The following is a 17,646-nucleotide window of genomic DNA, read 5'->3' on the forward strand; positions in this document are numbered from 1 at the left end:
GGCCATTGGGACAGGAGACACTTTACAGCACACGGATATTAACAAAACGCTATCGAACGAGTTGCAATATACCAAAGCTAATTCTGTGTTTATGAGAACCACAGATGATAAGGTCGTTCTTGCGACTGGCCGCGCCACACTAATGTCAAACGAGGCGCATTCCGTCGCACCTGTATTACCTGCAACAACAAAAAATAAACCAGCAGCGACAAAGGCACCGCAGAGCACCAAAGCTCCAACCACTAAAACAAATGGTGGCAGCGGATCCTCAAAACAGTTACCAAATTCTATTCCTGTAGCCGCTCCTGCGGAAGACCAGATTATTACTTCAATGAAAGTAATGGCGACTGGCTATACTGCGGGTTATGAATCTACAGGTAAAACATCTAAGCATCCCGAATATGGAATCACCTATTCAGGTGTAAAAGTGCGCAGAGATAAGAATACAGTCTCAACCATTGCTGCTGACCCTAAGGTTTTGCCGTTGGGTAGTATTCTTTATATACCGGGCTATGGATACGCCATAGTTGCTGATACGGGCTCGGCTATTAAAGGGCGGAAGATTGATCTGTATTTTGCTACTACGAAACAGGTGTATAAGGAATGGGGCAAAAAATCGGTTGTAGTTCAACTCATTAAGCGTGGTAACGGGACTTGCACGGAAGTCATGCTGAAGAAGCTGAGCCAAGCGATTGAGACTTACAAAGCAGTGCCGCAATCCCTGCTCGAAGAATCCATTTAATGGGATTGAACTTATTTTCACTTGGTCATGCATAATAGTGACATCACCTTGCCATAATACGGACTGGGGCAAAGCAATTGCCTCTTCCGAGATGTTCTCTTAGTAAGCATATTCTATGCTGCATAAGAGAAAAGGAGGTGAATTCCGTGGCCAATAACAAGAAATCTAAAGTACAAGAAAATTACAAAACACCAAATGAAAAATACAATGCTGAGTTTGCTGTTGAGAATGACGGCGCTACTAAGCAAAGTGGAAATACTTCTAAACCAGCTCAGAAACCGCAACAATAATGCGCTAACTGAAGCAGAAGACTGCTGAAAAAAAGAGACTGTCCAAATCAGTTAATTACTGAGGGACAGTCTTTTTTCATATATAATGAAGTAAATAGAATTTTATCCCATTCATCTCAGTCTAGAGACTGAGGGGAAGTTCCTTCTCTCGCCGCTGTTTCTCAGCACTTCATTCCTGTAGACTAAGGCTATAAGATTGAAGAAGAGAGCGTTCCACTACTTTAAAGGGGAAATGAGTCATGAAAAGAAGGTTCACCAGCCAGGTTTTAGGCGGCCTGATCCTGATAGGGATTGGAGCTATGTTTCTACTGAGACAATTGGGTTACACTGATTTCAGCTTAGGTTACCTGATTTCGAATTATTGGCCGGTTATCTTGATCCTAATGGGAATGAAACGGCTTTTAGGTACAGGGGAGGAGCAATCAAAAGGTTCTTCACCTATCGGCGGCTTTTTCTTTCTGGCGATCGGAGTGTTTTTCCTTGGACGGAATTTAGATTGGTTTGATATTTCGGCCGGGGATTTTTTCAAAATGTTCATTCCAGTCATGTTGATTGGCGGCGGACTTTATGTGATTTTTAAACCACGCGGTTCAGTACCACCTGTGCCACCAGCTCCACCGTCACCACCAGATCACTTTCCTTCAGGAAAAAGCTCACTAGATGTGGAGCCGCCCAAACCGCTGGATTCCACACTTGATGAACAATTTGAGCAAAAATTCGGCAAGGCTTCTGGTCAACGCGACTGGAAGGACTATCTTCAAAAAGATGAAGAAGACGATGAGGACGAAACAGGATCTTATAAGTCCGGCGCTGAAGCACGTTGGCAAGAGAAGCAGGAACGACACGAGCGCAGACGTCAGGAACGTCATGAGCGTCATGCTCGTAGACATGGTGAATGGCATGAGGAATTCCATGAATCAAATAATCAAAAGGAATCGACCAATCGCTCTGCTTTTATCGGAGATGTCCACATGGGGCGCGAGCATTTCCAACTGAAGAACACGAATATCTCGCAGTTTATCGGCGATACCGTACTGGATCTGACGAATGCACAAATTGCTTATGGCGAAACGAGGATTAATATTTCCGCTTTTATAGGCGACATTAAAGTGTACATTCCGAATGATATGGATCTTGGCATCTCGGTGAACAGCAGTTCTTTTATCGGGGATATGGAAGTTCTGGATCAGTCTCGCAGTGGGTTTATGAGCAGTGTACAGTGCAAGACTCCTTATTATAAAGAAGCAGGCAAAAAAGTCCGTATAAATGTAAGTGCATTTATAGGTGACATTAAAGTTAAAACGGTGGGTTAGATGGGGACAATCTTCAGTAATACCAAATGGTTGCTGTTGTTTTACTTTTTGCTCACTGGAGCGGTAAGCGCTGGATTGATGTATGCAGGCACTTGCCTTGGTTATATCGAAGTGAAGGATTATCGGATGTGGCTGTACTTATGTCTCGGGATTGTGTTGTTCACTGTAGTTATCGGCTACATGGCAGGCCAGCGGATTCAGCGCCGGATTGATCATCTGGATCTGAATATGCTGCAGGTAGCCAAAGGAAATCTGTCCGTACGGATGCCAGAAAGTGACGATCAGTCTTTTGCCCGAGTGTATCACGAGTTTAATGTCATGATGGATACGGTTGAGAATAAGATGCAGCTTCTACAGCGATTGGGTGAACAAGAGGTTATTGAGAAGGAACAGGCAGCGGAGAGTGCGGTGTTGGAGGAAAGAAGGCGTATGGCCCGGGATCTGCATGATACGGTGAGCCAACAGCTTTTTGCCATCCATATGTCCGCTTCTTCGCTGCCTAAAGTTCTGAAGGTCAATGAAGCTCAAGGTCAAATGGTCATGGACCAGTTGATTACAATGTCTCAGATGGCACAAAAACAAATGAGAGCATTAATTGCACAACTGCGTCCAGTGGAGCTGGAAGGTCGAAATCTGTTCGAGGCGCTGGAAAAATGGTTTCCCGATTATTGTCGCCAGAATGGCTTAAAAGGAATGAAGGAGCTCGAACTTCAGGGCGAGTTATCGGAAGCGATCGAACATCAGCTGTTCCTAATTATTCAAGAGGCGATGGCGAATATTGTGAAGCATGCTGAAGCTAGACTGGTCAGCCTATCACTGCGTGAAGGATCAAGACAAGTTGTGCTGAGTATTAGTGATGACGGTCAAGGTTTTGAACATGTGCAGCAAAAACAAGGCTCCTACGGTCTCACCACCATGCGCGAACGCGCGGAGAAACTGGGTGGGCAAGTGGAGATTATTAGCCGCAAGGGTGCGGGAACGACGATCCGTGTACATATTCCTAAGTTTGTTCAAGGGAACCCAGAATTAGAGCAGAATAGATCGTTAGGAACAGATACACAGGACGAGGAGGAGTAGAGCATGAGTGTCATAAAAGTGTTGCTCGTAGATGATCATGATATGGTACGGATGGGCCTCAAAACATATCTAATGCTGGAGCCTACATTCGAGGTCATCGGTGAGGCGGCGAATGGACAAGAGGCGCTGGAGATGCTGCGTGCTGGTGGACATGAAGGTCTGCCTGACCTCGTGCTGATGGATTTGATGATGCCTGTGATGAATGGTGCCGAGACCACAAGAGCAGTGCTGGCTGAATTTCCTGGCCTCAAAATCGTGATCCTCACCAGCTTCCTGGAGGATGATCTTGTTGTAGATGCTATAGAGGCTGGTGCAGTCAGCTACGTGCTCAAAACAGTGTCGGCAGAAGAGTTAATCTACGCGCTGCAAGGGGCTTACCGCGGCATGCCCGTCATGACGGGTGATGTGTCACAGGCGCTGACCCGTGGTATACGCCAGCGCACCGTGCAAGGTGATTCCTCCGGTTTAACAGAGCGTGAGAAGGAAGTCCTGCTGCTTATAGCTGAGGGCAAGACCAATAAGGATATCGGTGAGGAGCTGCATATCAGCATCAAGACAGTAAAGACGCATGTCAGCAATCTGTTGATGAAATGCGAGCTTGATGACCGTACCCAGTTGGCTATTTACGCTCATCGGAAGGGCTGGGCTCAGGGGTAGGACTTGTAGACTAAGGTGCATTACTATTTGAAATGGTTTTAGAAGCTCGGGCCGCGACCTTTTTCGCGCCCGAGCTTCTTTTTTCTGCTTCCCTGTATAATCTCCTCCCATTTGCCTATATCTTTTATCTGCGCTTAAATTGTTTTTAATGTGACCTTAAGGTTTAAAGTACAAAATAAGAACATGAAAACAAATTAATCCTTGTCACGGCGACAGGAAGCAGGAGGAAAGATAAACATGGACGATAACAAAAACAACTTCAATCGCGACAATGGACCAGCACCAGATCGGGAATGGGACAATAATAACAATAGCAGCAATAATAATACTTCATCTGAAACAGGATCATCATCCTACTACTATTCTTACGGACCTTTTAAATCTTTGAACAAAGATGAGAATAACGCTGACGGAGGCGCGCAGCACTACAATCGGATGGAGCCAGAACGGGTCGAGGTTACACCTCCACAGCCTGTAAAGCCATTACCATATAACACATCACTTCGTACCACTGGTTATGATGGCAATGGTGGTGGCCGCGGAGGAAATGGCGGTGGCGGTTCTGAAGGTGGCGGCGGCTGGCAATATAATAAAAAACCAAAAAGCTCGTTAAAAACAGTGCTGGTATCATTCCTAGCCGGTATGGTCGTTCTCTCGGGCTCAATGTATATGGCAGACAGAGGTAACTGGTTTACGGGAGATACAGCTACAACTGTTGCTAGCTCCGGAACGAATGGAACGGCGAAGACAACGGGCGAGAGTGCAGGTGTTGCGCCTTCTACTTCTACTACATCCTTGGTGACTGGATCTCGTGATGTGACAGGTGTTGTTGATGCGGTGGGACCAGCAGTCGTTAAGATTGAGACACTAGTGAAATCTAATTCGCGTAATGGAAGCTCATCCAGCCCGAATCTGAGTGATCCCTTCTCACAATTTTTCTTCGGGGATCAATACAGTGGAAATGGTTCTTCACAAAATGAACAGGATTCCAAATCAGGATCGGATTCTTCATCACAGCTTATCCCTTATGGAATTGGAACAGGCTTCATTTATGAGAAATCCGGCTATATTTTGACCAACCAGCACGTAATTGACAATGCTGATGTAATCCAAGTCACCGTGGATGGCGTAACCAAGCCTTATGAAGCGAAGCTGCTAGGTTCTAGCAAAGATCTGGATTTGGCTGTGCTTAAAATTGAAGGAGATAGTGATTTCCCTACCGTAGCACTTGGAGATTCGGATAGCATAAAGGTAGGTTCAGAAGTGGTTGCTATCGGTAACCCACAAGGCTTCGACCATACTGTAACTTCCGGTGTTCTTAGTGCAAAAGGACGCAGTATTGATATTAACGAAGAAGATGGCAGTGGAACTCGTAATTACAAAAACCTGCTGCAAACCGATGCTTCTATCAACCCGGGTAACTCAGGTGGGCCGTTGCTCAACATGAATGGACAGGTAATCGGGATGAACGTAGCCGTCAGCACGGATTCTCAAGGTATTGGTTTCGCAATCGCTGTGAATACGATTAAAGAAGTCGTAGATAAACTGGAAGCCAACCAAGCCATTCCGAAAGAGCCGGTACCTTTCATTGGTGCAACTCTTATGACGATTACAGATGAGGTTGCTAAGCAAATGGGTACGGATATTAAAGAAGGTTCTGTGGTTGCAGATATCATCTATAAATCCCCAGCGTATACCGCTGATCTGCGCCCTTACGATATCATTACCGGTGCGAATGGAACGAAGTATGCAACCAACCAAGATCTGATTACTTTCATTCAAACGTTAAAAGTTGGTGATAAAGTAACATTAAATGTTGTGCGCGACGGTAAAACCATGGATCTTTCAGTTACCATCGGTAACAAAAATGATTTTGATACAACGACTACACAACAAAGTCAGCAGCAATAATACCGGACGGTAAGTCACACGGAAGGGGCGACCCTTCCGTTTTTGTCTAATTGTGATGTAAACTGCTACAATATATAAAAAGAACTGAACAATGGGGGCTGCTTGATGCGACCGAATATTCTAATTATTGATGATGACGAAAAGATTATTTCTATGCTGCGTAGAGGTTTAGCTTTTGAAGGTTACGATGTGAAAACAGCGGTGAATGGAGCGGATGGATTACGGGCGATCTTGAGCAGTGATCCGGATGTGGTAATTTTGGATGTAATGATGCCTCAGGTGGATGGCTTTGAAGTATGTCGCCGCCTGCGGGAAGGGGGCAGTAATGTACCTGTTCTCATGCTTACCGCGAAGGATGAAATTGAGCACCGTGTGAAAGGGCTTGATCTGGGCGCGGACGATTATCTGGTTAAACCTTTTGCCTTGGAAGAACTGCTTGCACGTGTACGTGCGCTGCTTCGGCGTAAGAGTGAGCAAAGTGAAGGTGGAGAGCAAGCGGTTTCTTATGAAGATATTACGCTGGATGTGGATTCACGTGAGGTTACCCGTGCCGGTAAAAGACTGGAGCTAACAGCGAAGGAGTTTGAGCTGCTTCATCTTTTTATGCAAAATCCGAAACGTGTACTTTCACGGGATCTGATCATGGATAAAATATGGGGTTATGATTATAGCGGTGAATCTAATGTGCTTGAGGTATACATAGCTATGCTACGTCAAAAGACGGAGGAGCATGGCGGTAAACGCCTCATTCAAACGATCCGGGGTGCCGGTTACATTCTAAGAGGTGACAACTAACATGTCTATAAGATTGCGGCTGACTGCTTGGTATTCAGGGATTTTGGCCGTTATGCTGCTGGCCTTATCAGCCGCAATTTACGGTTTTGTTTATTTTAATACTTATGGGGACTTGAAGAATCGCCTCCAGGTGCAAGCTGAGCAGACCATTCCATTTTTCAGTATCAATTTATACAGCGGTGAACTAATGATGGATGGGGTCAGAACTCCTGAGAATTCTAATACGTATACACAGATCTATGTTTATGATACTAAGGTTATGCAGCGAACGACAAACATGAGAAATGGTAATCTTGCATTTGATTATCCCGAGCGGGATAAAATTGTACAGGGATTTCGTAATGTTGTAATTGAAGGCAATCAATTTCTGATTTATGAACGGCCAATTCTATTGGAAAATTATAAAAATAATCCTGCTGCTGTGTTACAAGTGGCTACCTATGTAGGTGAACAGAATAAGCTCTTGGAGCGTTTAAAAACTATCCTGCTCGTAGGTTCTTTTGCTACCCTGATCGCGGCATTTACCTTCGGCTTGTTCCTAGCGCGCAAATCCATGAGTCCAATCGGCAAAGTAATTGAAGCTGCGAATGGGATTCAGACGGGGAATGATTTAAGCTCGCGTATTGAATACGATGGGCCGCCAGACGAGATAGGAAGACTTATTGAGACCGTTAACAGTATGCTTGGGCGTATGGAAGGATTCTACACAGAGCTGGAGGATTCGTATGCGGCTCAGCGCCGTTTCGTTTCAGATGCTTCACACGAGCTTCGGACACCGCTCACTACGATTCGCGGAAATATTGATCTGCTGCAAAAGGTTTGGGAGATGGAACCCGGAGAAGGGAAGATGAGTGAAGCTGAGATTCGCCAGCTATCGCTTGAATCGGTGCAGGATATCGCAGACGAGTCTAAGCGTATGAGCCGCTTGGTAGCGGATATGCTCTCGCTCGCGCGTGCGGATACTGGACGTACTTTTGATATAGAGCCCGTGGCACTGGAACCGATGATGAATGAGATTGCGCGCCGCGCCTCTTTCCTGCCGCGTCAAGCCGAGTGGGTTACAGGTGATATGTCAGTCTTAAATGGCAAATATATAGTTGGGAATAAAGATTATCTACAGCAAATGCTCTTTATTTTTATTGATAATGCCTTTAAGTACACGCCTTCTGGCATCGTGAGTTTGGATACCCTTTTCTATCAGAATCAGGTTGGTATTCGGATCACTGATACAGGTATTGGTATGGATAAAGATGAGGTTCCATATATCTTCGATCGTTTCTATCGTGCGGATGAATCGCGTGGAATTACGGAAGGGATTGGGCTTGGTCTATCCATTGCTAAGTGGATTATTGACGAGCATGGTGGGTCTGTGGAGGTTGTTACACGCCAAGGTGAGGGTACTACTTTTGTCATCTGGTTGCCGCTTCTCTTTGCTCCGCCGCTGGAATAGGGTATAATTTAGAAGTGTCCTATTACAGAGGTCAATGAAAGCAGAAAGCTGGTGAACTCATGGAAGTCATTAAAATCTCTCCCCGGGGATATTGTTACGGAGTTGTCGATGCAATGGTTATGGCACGGCAGGCTGCGCAAAATCTCGATCTTCCCCGGCCGATTTATATACTGGGTATGATTGTTCATAACAGTCATGTCACGAATTCGTTCGAAGATGATGGCATTATTACTTTGGACGGACATAATCGTCTGGATATTCTGGATAAAGTGGATAGTGGGACTGTTATATTCACTGCACACGGGGTTTCTCCTGAGGTGCGCAAGATGGCAAGGGACAAGGGTCTGACTACGGTCGACGCCACCTGTCCTGATGTCACGAAGACCCACGATCTTATTCAGGAAAAAGTAGATGATGGTTATGAGGTCATTTATATCGGCAAAAAAGGCCATCCGGAACCAGAGGGTGCTGTGGGTATTGCCCCTGAGCATGTGCATCTGATTGAAAAAGAAGATGAGATTGCTACGTTATCCATCCCTTCTTCACGTATCGTCATTACGAATCAGACTACTATGAGCCAGTGGGATATTAAACATATCATGAAAAAGCTTCTGGAGACCTTCCCAGGTGCTGAAGTGCATAATGAGATATGTATGGCTACCCAGGTACGTCAAGAGGCTGTAGCGGAACAAGCAGGGCAATGTGATCTGGTGATTGTTGTCGGTGATCCGCGAAGCAACAACTCTAATCGTCTGGCACAGGTGTCGGAAGAAATCGCTGGGGTTCCTGCCCATCGTATTTCTGATGTGTCTGAACTCCAAACAGAATGGCTAGAGGGTGTAAATATCGTCGGGGTCACTTCTGGCGCGTCCACACCTACACCTATCACCAAAGAAGTGATTAACTACTTAGATCAGTATGATTCGGCTAATCCGGAGACGTGGGAGATTAAACGTACTGTGAATATGGCGAAGCTGCTGCCACCGGTTAAGAATAAGAGTGCAAGTACTACTTAATGTAATGGGCTAGGCTCGAACTTATATATTATGAACGCTGCAACAAGAGCGCTTAACTTCGTCAGTCGAGGTTAAGTGCTCTTTTTTATCGAAAGAACGCTTCCAGCATAGGAATCTAGAATATAGATTGACTATAATCGCTTTTTGAGGTAGAATTGCTTTAGTGATTAAAAGCATAAAAGCTTAAAAGCGAACACGCGTCGTAGCGCGATAGTATCTAGCGGAATTATTATAAATTTTAAGTGTAGAGAGGGAGTTATAAATATGATCGTCATTACATCAAATCAAACACCGGAAGAGCAGGTTAAAGATATAATTGCCGTAATCGAAAAAGAAGGTTTGCAGGTGCATCTCTCCAGAGGAGCAGATCACACGGTGATAGGTTTAGTGGGAGGCGTCACTCCTAAGCTCGCCGAGCATTTGCGGCAAATGAAGGGTGTAGAGAACGTCGTGAAGATCTCCAAATCCTACAAGCTGGCCAGCCGGGATTTCCATCCTGAGGATACGATTATTGATATCAAGGGTGTGAAGATTGGTGGAGAAAACCTGGTGATCATGGGCGGACCTTGCGCCGTTGAGTCTCCAGAGCAGATTGATGAGATCGCCCGGCTTGTTAAAGCGTCTGGTGCTCAGGTACTTCGTGGAGGCGCGTTTAAGCCCCGCACAGGACCGTACAGCTTCCAAGGCGTAGGTGTGGAAGGTTTGACTATGATGGCTGAAGCAGGAAAGCGTCATGGCCTGTTGACGATTACAGAGGTTATGACACCGGAGTATGTTGATATCTGTGCGGAGCATGCGGATATTCTGCAGGTGGGTACACGGAATATGCAGAACTTTGATTTGCTGCGCAAGCTGGGTACCTGTGGCAGACCTGTTCTTCTAAAACGTGGCTTCAGTGCGACCTATGATGAGTTGCTCAATGCAGCGGAGTACATTTTGGCAGGCGGTAATAAGGATGTAATGCTCTGTGAGCGCGGTATTCGCACATTTGAGACCTACACTCGTAACACACTGGATCTATCGGCTATTCCAGTTCTACAAAGCTTAAGCCATCTTCCAGTAATCTCTGACCCAAGTCACGGAACCGGTCGTCGTGAGTTAGTTGAGCCTATGGCCAAAGCTTCTGTTGCTGCTGGTGCAAACGGGCTAATTATCGAAATGCACACAGATCCGGACAATTCCATGACAGGTGATGGTGTTCAATCGTTATTCCCTGATCAGTTTGATAACCTGCTTAAAGATCTGGAAAAGCTGGCTCCAATTGTTGGACGTAAGTTTTCTACTTCGCCAGAAACGGTTTCGGCGCTATAAAATTCAATCTAAGAGCTTCCTCGGAAGCCCTCTTAACCCGCGACCTAGTGGGAAAAGAGGGTTTTTTTGGAGTTGAATAAAATAAATGTGACATGAAAATATGCGAAAATAACAGATTTCACGAAAGCGTTAGAATATCTTACATTGCTGAAAGAAATACCTGACATAAGCATTGACGATGTTAGGTATGAGATTTATAATTACGACAGCAAAAAAAATTAAAACAAGAACATTTGCATACTGTGAGCGGCCTAATGTTCGGAACTTGGGGGAGGAAAAATTCATGTCGGTTGAAAAAGTGTTGCAAACAATTAAAGAGAACAATATCGAGTGGGTAGATTTTCGATTCGTAGATTTAGGTGGTCGTGCCCACCACATCTCTCTGCCAGCTTCTGAAGTGGAAGATGAAACTTTTGTAAATGGGGTAGCATTCGACGGTTCTTCCATCAAAGGTTTCCGTGGTATTGAAGAATCAGACATGGTTATGATGCCTGATCCGAATAGTGTGTTCATAGATCCGTTTACAGCTCATCCAACGCTGAACGTGATGTGCGACATTTTCACTCCTGATGGCGAACGTTATGAGCGCGATCCTCGCGGTATTGCTGTGAAAGCAGAAGAATTCCTGCAAAAAAGCGGAGTAGGTACATCTGCATTCTTCGCACCTGAATCAGAATTCTTTATCTTTGACGATGTTCGTTACGAAAGTGGCATGAACAGATCCTCATTCTTCGTAGATTCTGAAGAAGCGGCTTGGAATACGGGTCGTAAAGAAGAGGGCGGCAACTTGGCATTTAAAGTTGGCGTTAAAGGTGGATATGTTCCTGTAGCGCCAGTTGACTCCCAACAGGATATCCGTAGTGAGATGTGCCGTCTGCTTGCTGAAGTTGGACTACGCATTGAACGTCATCACCATGAAGTAGCCACTGCAGGTCAAGCGGAAATTAACTTCCGTTTTGATACCTTGAAGAAAACTGCTGATAATCTCATGACTTATAAATATATTGTACAAAACACTGCACGTCAGTATGGCAAGGTAGCAACCTTCATGCCAAAACCGCTGTTTGGTGATAACGGTAGCGGAATGCACGTGCATCAATCGATCTTTGACGGAGATACTCCTTTGTTCTATGAAAAAGGCGCTTATGCTAACCTGAGCGAAATGGCTCTTCATTATATCGGTGGTATTTTGTACCATGCACCAGCATTGATCGCTTTGACTAACCCAAGCACCAACTCCTTTAAGCGTCTGGTTCCTGGCTACGAAGCACCGGTTAACTTGGTTTACTCCAAAGGAAATCGTTCTGCAGCAGTTCGTATCCCAGTAGCAGCTGTGACACCAAAAGGCTGTCGTATCGAATTCCGTACACCGGATTCCACGGCTAACCCTTACTTGGCATTCTCCGCAATGCTGATGGCAGGTCTGGACGGAATCAAGAACAAGATCAACCCGCAAGAACTGGGTTATGGTCCTCTGGATAAGAACATCTATGAATTGTCTGATGCAGATAAAGAAAAAATCCGCAGCGTTCCAGGCAGCCTGAGCGAAGCGCTTGATTCTTTGGAAGCTGATTACGAGTTCCTTACAGAAGGCGACGTATTTACTAAGGACTTCATCGATAACTATATTGCTCTGAAACGTTCTGAAGCACAAGAGGTAGCGATTCGTGTTCATCCACATGAATATGCCCTGTACTTCGATCTATAAGATTCCTGCTATATATAATCTTTATAATAAAAGAAGCTGTCTCAAAAGTAGTGATTCTACTTGGAGGCAGCTTCTTTTTTTGAATTGGGAAAAGTAATGGATTTTACTGTATCTTATGAATGTGTGCCACACGTAGTGTTCTAAGCCATGAGTAGTGTGTTCTATGCTATGAGTAGTGATCTAAGCCATGAGTAGTGTTCTATGCTATTGGAGTGGGTGGCGGGTGACGGGTGACTGCTATGTGTGATTTCCGTTCGGCTTGCAGTATATGATTTGTGGTATCTGTGACGCTGGACTATGTACGGTGAGCGATATGCGTTCTGTGTTTATGTGATATACAAAGTGGATTTAAACTAATTAGGGAAAAACTCCCTAAAAAAAGCCGATATTTGCTCTAAATGAACGAAATCAGGGAATTCCTCCCTAATAATCAGGGTGATTTCTTTATTAGTTACTGAATAGGCCAAAATTCAGGGAAGTTTTCCCTAATTATAAGTCCGATGAACAGAAATCTCTGATTTTTAGGGAGAAATTCCCCAATTATTCTATAAGTGCTTCACTTATTGCATCATCCGGAGCAACACTAGGTGCGCCCATAGAATCCATTTGGACATTAAGTAGTGTTAAGAACATAAAAGAGGCTGTCACCAAGCCATAAAATGGCTGCTTGGGACAGCCCCTTTTTGCTATTCGTGTATTCTCCGAGAAAGGCTACACTAGCCCCCGTTCAGGAGCGCCGCAGGACTCTCTAATGATAAGCTCTGGTTCTACGCTGAAAGAACTCGTACCTGATTGGTTGTTTATTAGATCATACAGCATTAGTGCTGCTAGGCGACCGATCTTATCTTTATTTTGGCGGATGGTAGTCAATAGGGGTGTTGTATAATTGCAGGCCTCAATATCATCACAGCCAATAATTGCAACAGTTTCAGGAACAGCGATAGAAGCCTCTTTAAGGGCACGCATCGCTCCTATAGCAAGCTGATCGGACGCTGCGAAGATCGCTCTAGGTAAATTTCCATTCTCAATCATTCTACGCATCGTCTCATACCCACTAGCCTCAAAGAAGTTACTTCCGTTTAAGAACCAACTCTCGTTAATAGGCAGCCCCAAATCTTCAAGAGCTTTGCGATAACCACTTTCGCGCATATTGGAGATGTCTGAATCTGAGGAGCTGCCAATGTAGCCAAGCTCACGATAGCCCAGTAAATAAAAGTGTTCTACCACTTTGGAGGACATTTTGAAATTATCCGACATGATAAAGCCAGAGTTGTCACCCGTTAGTTTTAAATCTACGCCGATACATGGAATAGCACTGTTGTCTAATTCGCTGATAGAGGTTTCTAGCTCCTGTCCGGATAGAAGCACACACCCATCTACATTAAAATGCTGACAACGGGCAAGATAATCGTTAGTATCGCCACTTTGGAATTTTTCATTGGAAAAAAAGATAAGGTCGTAACCTAGTAGTCCCATTTGTTTTTTAAATGAATTTAGCACCTCGATGAAAAAAGGGTGGGTAAAGTCGACATTCAGCATTCCGGCAAAAATCACTCCGATTAGATTGGACGATTTCGTAGCCAATGTTTTAGCTGAATTGGAGGGGGTATATCCAGTTTCTTTTATAATTTGTTGAACCCTTGTCTTGGTATCTTCCGAAATATCACTGTAGTTATTAATGATTTTGGATACTGTCGAAACAGAAACTCCAGCAATTTTCGCTATATCTTTGATGCTGTAGGCCAAATTAAGTCCCCCTTATAGTGAAAAATGTTCCGTAATATATGTTTAAAATCTACTCAAGGCTATTTTTTTATGACTTGAATTTATGATTTACGAAATAGTTTCGTTACTTATTTTATAGTTCAATAAGATTATAGTCAATGGAATGTTTACTCTTAAACTAGGATTATGCTTGATATTAAAGGTTTTTTTGAATGATTGGTTCAAAAAACGTTCAAAAATGAACAATGAAAAAAGACTTTACAAAGACAAATAACGATGTAATAATGAAAACACCGAAACCGCTTTCTGTGATATCATCCTTACTGTTTCGTGATTTTCAGAAATTAGCATGTGGTTTCGTTAAAGGGTCATAACAAATTATCTGGGGGGTAACAAAATGGTAAAGAAGCTTTCTGCGGTATTGTTGAGCTCAGCGCTAGTGCTCTCATTAGCAGCATGTGGAAGCGGCAATAACAACGCGAATGGTGAGGCTACTCCGGGCAGCGGAACAAACAAGCCTGCATCTGGTGATAAGAAAGTGATTAAGATCTTACACTGGAAACAAGAGAATATTAACAAGGTCATTACAGAAATTAATAAAAAGTTTGAAGAAAAATATCCGGAATACAAAGTGGAGTACACAACCACTGGTCCGGATGATGAATTCAAACAAGCACAAAGAGCAAGAATTACAGCTGGTGACGTAGATGTACTTGCCGATCTATCCGGTATGAGATTGTCTCCGAAAGATTGGACACCAGGTGCGAAAGTGCCAGACTGGCAACAATGGATTGATTCCGGGCTGATTGCTGATCTGAGCGGCGAAGCTTTCGTTAAAAACTACAATGCGAATGATATTGCTAAAGCCGGCACTTATAAAGATAAAGTGTATGCAATCCCAACCGGTAAAGTAGCGATGTCAGGATTCTTCTATAATAAAGAAATTTTTGAACAAAACGGGCTGACTGTACCTACAACTTGGACAGAGTTCATTAGTGTTCTAGATACATTGAAAGCTAAGAGTATTGTTCCAATCGTAGTGGCTGGTAAGGATGTATGGCCTTTGAAATTGCCAGTGTTCGGTTTGCAAGCCAAGATTCTGGGTGGCGGCAACCAACAACAATGGATTGAAGGGGTTTGGAAGGGAACTTCGGCGTTTAACGATGCTGAGGCTGTAGAAGTATTGGAGAAAATGAAGACGCTTCAAGATAACTACATCATCGACGGTTTCTTGGGTATCGACTATGCAACAGCACCTTCGTTTTTCGCAACAGGAAAAGCAGCTATGATTGCTGACGGAACTTGGGATGCTCCTACGATCGCGGCAGCAAATCCAGATGTGAAATTTGGTTACTTCCCAATCCCAGCTACAGAAGATGCTGCTAAGAATAATTCTCTTGTAGGTAAATACGATGTAACTTGGTATGCAGCAGAAAAAGGCCCGAACAAAGAAGGCGCTTTGAAATGGCTGGAATTCTTCTCTGAACCAGAAAACTACACAGAATATGTTAAAGCAGCTGGATTCTTGCCTACACAAGACAATATTGCCACTGAAAGTGACTTTATTGACAAAGAACTTGCTCCATACATGACTGGAGATTTCGAACTTGCTTATGAAATTATGATGATTAACCGTGATAACGTTGGTGAGCACATTGCAGCTGAAGGCGTTCACACTGAATATTTGGCACCAGGCGGCGAGTTTAAAACCGCTAAAGAGCTTGCAGATGTACAACAAAAAGAATGGGAAGCAGCAGCCCCTAAATAAGTAGCTATCCCGATAAATAAAAAGAATCTACAACATACTGTACACCAAACATGTTTTACAACTTCGGGGTCTGTTTTGTGCAGGCCCCGATCATTTTATTGAATTAGGATTGGGTAGGTGAGAGAAATGTATCCGTTCGGGAAAGGTATTAAACGATATATACCGCTTCTGCTGCTAATGATTCCATTATCATTGTATGTAATTTTCTATTTTGGCCCATCTATGATGACGGTTATCTATTCATTTACAGATATCACTAACGTTCCTGGAAGCAAGATGAGTTTTGTAGGCCTTGACAATTATTATGATGTATTTTACTCAGGAAATTCAGGCGAGCGTTGGGATTCCATTATACGTACTATTTATTTCATGGTCATTGTAACCATTGTACAGAACGGTGTCGGTCTGCTTATGGCCGTAGTTATCAATCAGAAGCTGAAAGGCGATTATTTCTATCGCGCGGTATTCTTTTTACCGGTTGTGCTTGGTGTAGCGGTAGTTGCACTGGTATGGGGCATGATGTTCGATCCGCTGAGTGGTCCGGTTAACCAACTGTATGATTCTTTGTTCGGTTATAAAGATATGTTCTTTGGAAGCTTCACTCATGCGTTCGGTTATATTATATTTACGCAAATTTGGATGTATATGGGTTATTCGATGTTAATTTTCCTTGCGGGACTACAATCCGTACCGAAAGATTTGTATGAGGCTGGATATATAGACGGAACTACGAAGTGGCAATCTTTTAAAAACATCACATTCCCACTTATCGCTCCATCCTTTACGATTAACATTATTTTGTCTATTATCGGTGCGATGTCCACCTTTGATATTATTCTCGCAACTACGGACGGTCGCTTTAACACAAGAACGATGGCATATGACGTTTATAAAGAGACGTTCCGTGGTTCTCTACAGATGGGACTTCCTTCCGCGCTTTCCGTGGTTCAGTTCCTTATGATTCTGGTGTTTGTAGTATTTGCAGTGAAACAAATGCGTAAGAGAGAGGTGGAATATTAATGAAGGATTCCAAAACCGCCAAAACTCTCTCTTATATTCTGATTGCAGTGTTGCTTGTTTTGTATATCATGCCGTTGTTATTTGTAATCAATATTTCATTCAAGTCCTTTACAGAATATCTGTTAGATCCTATCGGTCTCGTAAAAAGTATTCAATGGGATAATTATAAAGAAGCTTGGCTACAGGGTAATTTCTCTAATTATTTCTTAAACAGTCTGCTGTATACAGCTGTGGCAACAGTGCTGACCCTAATTGTTTCGTTATTCGGGGCCTTCCCGGTGGCGAGAAATTATGTGAAGTGGAGCGGATTTATTTATTTGTTCTTCTTGATGTCTCAGTTCCTGCCGAATCCAATGGTCGCACAGTTCAAGCTGATGCTTACCATGAAACAGGAGCTAGGATTTGTAGGTTATGACACGAAGCTGGGTTACATTCTCCTTAAAACAGGCGGAACGGGTATCGTGTTCATGATGTTTGTAGGTTACATCAAAGGAATTAGCCGGGAGATGGATGAAGCAGCAGGTATGGATGGCGCTGGATATTTGCGTTATTTGTTCCAGATCATCATGCCACTTATGAAACCAGTAATTGCTACAGGTGTTATTCTAACAGCAATTAGTATCTGGAATGACTTCGTGGGGCCGGTCATGTATTTACCGAGTCCAGAAAACTATCCAATCACCTTCGGGCTTAAAGAATTCCGCGGTCAATACGGGAACAACTGGCCTATGTTGGCGTGCGGGATCATGATCGTATCTGCACCGCTTATCATCCTATACACCTTCATTCAAAAGTATATCGTTGACGGTGCATTGGCAGGTGCGGTTAAAGCTTAAGTAGTTGTGTAAATGAGAGGATGGAGA

General features: G+C 43.9%; 15 protein-coding genes. 14 read left to right on the forward strand and 1 reads right to left on the reverse strand.

The window, feature by feature from the left end; all coding sequences use genetic code 11:
* Positions 1 to 142 precede the first annotated feature (142 nt).
* The 11 genes from PODO_RS08245 to glnA all read left to right on the forward strand — a co-directional run bounded on the left by PODO_RS08245 (position 143) and on the right by glnA (position 12,270).
* Entirely contained in the window at positions 143 to 742 is a 600-nt protein-coding gene (locus PODO_RS08245) for a 3D domain-containing protein (RefSeq protein WP_170914212.1), read from the forward strand.
* Positions 743 to 888: 146 nt separating this feature from the next.
* Positions 889 to 1,032, forward strand: coding sequence for a hypothetical protein (locus tag PODO_RS30985; RefSeq protein ID WP_156113077.1), 144 nt, complete (start codon positions 889 to 891; stop codon positions 1,030 to 1,032).
* Between the two features lie 239 nt (positions 1,033 to 1,271).
* Complete coding sequence (liaF, locus tag PODO_RS08250; protein WP_036684468.1) at positions 1,272 to 2,345, forward strand: cell wall-active antibiotics response protein LiaF; 1,074 nt, start codon at positions 1,272 to 1,274, stop codon at positions 2,343 to 2,345.
* Positions 2,346 to 3,422 (forward strand): HAMP domain-containing sensor histidine kinase, encoded by a 1,077-nt coding sequence (locus PODO_RS08255; RefSeq protein ID WP_036684466.1) that lies wholly within the window; start codon positions 2,346 to 2,348, stop codon positions 3,420 to 3,422.
* 3 nt (positions 3,423 to 3,425) lie between these two features.
* On the forward strand, positions 3,426 to 4,079 hold the full coding sequence (locus PODO_RS08260) for a response regulator (RefSeq protein WP_036684464.1): 654 nt from the start codon (positions 3,426 to 3,428) through the stop codon (positions 4,077 to 4,079).
* 237 nt (positions 4,080 to 4,316) lie between these two features.
* Entirely contained in the window at positions 4,317 to 5,990 is a 1,674-nt protein-coding gene (locus PODO_RS08265; protein WP_038569555.1) for a S1C family serine protease, read from the forward strand.
* A 105-nt stretch (positions 5,991 to 6,095) separates the two neighbouring features.
* A complete protein-coding gene (locus PODO_RS08270; RefSeq protein WP_036684461.1) occupies positions 6,096 to 6,785 on the forward strand; it encodes a response regulator transcription factor in 690 nt (229 codons plus the stop codon).
* 1 nt (position 6,786) lies between these two features.
* Positions 6,787 to 8,235 (forward strand): sensor histidine kinase, encoded by a 1,449-nt coding sequence (locus tag PODO_RS08275; protein ID WP_036684459.1) that lies wholly within the window; start codon positions 6,787 to 6,789, stop codon positions 8,233 to 8,235.
* Between the two features lie 59 nt (positions 8,236 to 8,294).
* Positions 8,295 to 9,251 (forward strand): 4-hydroxy-3-methylbut-2-enyl diphosphate reductase, encoded by a 957-nt coding sequence (locus PODO_RS08280; RefSeq protein ID WP_036684457.1) that lies wholly within the window; start codon positions 8,295 to 8,297, stop codon positions 9,249 to 9,251.
* 264 nt (positions 9,252 to 9,515) lie between these two features.
* A complete protein-coding gene (gene aroF, locus PODO_RS08285) occupies positions 9,516 to 10,562 on the forward strand; it encodes a 3-deoxy-7-phosphoheptulonate synthase (RefSeq protein ID WP_036684456.1) in 1,047 nt (348 codons plus the stop codon).
* 283 nt (positions 10,563 to 10,845) lie between these two features.
* Positions 10,846 to 12,270, forward strand: a complete 1,425-nt coding sequence (gene glnA, locus PODO_RS08290; RefSeq protein ID WP_036684454.1) for a type I glutamate--ammonia ligase — start codon at positions 10,846 to 10,848, stop codon at positions 12,268 to 12,270.
* A 711-nt stretch (positions 12,271 to 12,981) separates the two neighbouring features.
* On the opposite strand, the gene PODO_RS08295 is transcribed toward glnA, so the two are convergent.
* A complete protein-coding gene (locus tag PODO_RS08295; RefSeq protein ID WP_036684452.1) occupies positions 12,982 to 14,016 on the reverse strand; it encodes a LacI family DNA-binding transcriptional regulator in 1,035 nt (344 codons plus the stop codon).
* A 376-nt stretch (positions 14,017 to 14,392) separates the two neighbouring features.
* Here PODO_RS08295 and PODO_RS08300 point away from each other — a divergent pair, with 376 nt between their 5' ends.
* From PODO_RS08300 to PODO_RS08310, 3 genes are all read left to right on the forward strand, one after another.
* Entirely contained in the window at positions 14,393 to 15,763 is a 1,371-nt protein-coding gene (locus PODO_RS08300; RefSeq protein WP_036684451.1) for an ABC transporter substrate-binding protein, read from the forward strand.
* A gap of 126 nt (positions 15,764 to 15,889) precedes the next feature.
* A complete protein-coding gene (locus PODO_RS08305) occupies positions 15,890 to 16,783 on the forward strand; it encodes a carbohydrate ABC transporter permease (RefSeq protein WP_036684449.1) in 894 nt (297 codons plus the stop codon).
* A complete protein-coding gene (locus PODO_RS08310) occupies positions 16,783 to 17,619 on the forward strand; it encodes a carbohydrate ABC transporter permease (protein ID WP_038569557.1) in 837 nt (278 codons plus the stop codon). The genes PODO_RS08305 and PODO_RS08310 overlap by 1 nt, the downstream gene beginning before the upstream one ends.
* The last annotated feature ends 27 nt before the right edge of the window (positions 17,620 to 17,646 follow it).

It is taken from the genome of Paenibacillus odorifer (genome assembly GCF_000758725.1).
GTDB classification, from domain to species: Bacteria; Bacillota; Bacilli; order Paenibacillales; family Paenibacillaceae; genus Paenibacillus_AQ; species Paenibacillus_AQ odorifer.